We start from the raw sequence: 1014 nt of genomic DNA, 5'->3' as shown, positions 1-1014 counted from the left end.
ACATACGGGCAGGGAAGCCCGGTTGCCGTGGGGCACTCCGCTACGGCCTTCGCGCCCGCTCAGTCTTGCTGAGCGTGGAATTCGCTCGGCCCGGTTGGTGGAAGAGCACGCCTTCACGTCTTGGCGTCGGGTAGCTGGTACGTCCAGATCGTGGTGTGCGAGACACGACCCTCAGTTCATCACCAGTCCACCGTCGACCACGAGGTTCTGGCCGGTGACCGCCCGTGACCAGTCGGAGGCGAAGAACAGCACCGCCGCAGCGAAATCGTCTGGGGTGGTGACCTTTCGGAGCGGGGTGGCGGCGGCGATCATGTCGAACACGTCGTCGGGCGTGGCGGCCGAGGCATCGGTGGTTCGGAGCAGTCCGCCGGAAACCATGTTGACGCGGATGCCTTCCGGTCCGAGGTCGGCGGCGAAGGTGCGCGTCAGCGACAGTAGGGCAGCCTTGGCGGCGGTGTAGTCGTGGTACGGCACCACGGGGTGCTGGAAGAGGTTGGTACCGATGTTGACGACGGTGCCGCCGCCGGACTCCCGCATTCCTGGAAGTGCTGCCTGGGTGGTGTGTACCGCGCCGGCGAGGACCCCATCCAGTTGCGCGGTGAAGTCGCGGTAGTCGATCTCGTCGGCCTTGCGGCGGGCGTCGCCGTTGAAGGCGAAATCGGGCAGGGCGTTGTTGATCACCGTGGTGATCGGGCGACCCAGATCTTCCCGCGCTCGGGCGAACATGGCGTCGACCTGACTGCGATCGGTGACGTCGGCCTGGAGGGCGACGGCGCGGTTCGGGCCGATGCCTTCGGCCAGGGCGTGCGCGTCCTGTTGGCTGTGCCGATAGTTGATCACCACGGTCGCGCCCTGATTCGCGAATGCCTGTGCGATGTGCCGCCCGAGGCCGCGTCCGGCTCCGGTGACGAGAACGGTCTCGTTGTTCAATGACATCTGGCCAACTTCCCTCTTGTGGAAGAGTTGCGCGGCAGCATGGGACCAGAGTTCCGCTCCTGCTCGGCATCCCTTCGC

General features: G+C 66.3%; 1 protein-coding gene. It reads right to left on the bottom strand.

Features of this window, described 5'->3' with window-relative positions; genetic code table 11:
- Positions 1-171: 171 nt before the first annotated feature.
- Positions 172-936 carry a 3-oxoacyl-ACP reductase gene (locus AB0C20_RS36440; RefSeq protein ID WP_357569749.1) on the bottom strand — a complete coding sequence of 255 codons (765 nt, stop codon included), beginning with the start codon at positions 934-936 and terminating at the stop codon, positions 172-174.
- Positions 937-1014: the final 78 nt, after the last annotated feature.

The sequence above is a fragment of the Micromonospora sp. NPDC048843 genome (assembly GCF_040649965.1).
GTDB classification, from domain to species: Bacteria; Actinomycetota; Actinomycetes; order Mycobacteriales; family Micromonosporaceae; genus Micromonospora; species Micromonospora hortensis.
The sequence above is the reverse complement of the archived record's forward strand: the minus strand, read 5'-3'. Positions and strand labels throughout refer to the sequence as shown.

What these genes read in the sequence shown, in the direction of transcription:
- AB0C20_RS36440 (WP_357569749.1), bottom strand. Translation starts at nt 936, where the DNA reads ATGTCATTGAACAACGAGACCGTTCTCGTCACCGGAGCCGGACGCGGC.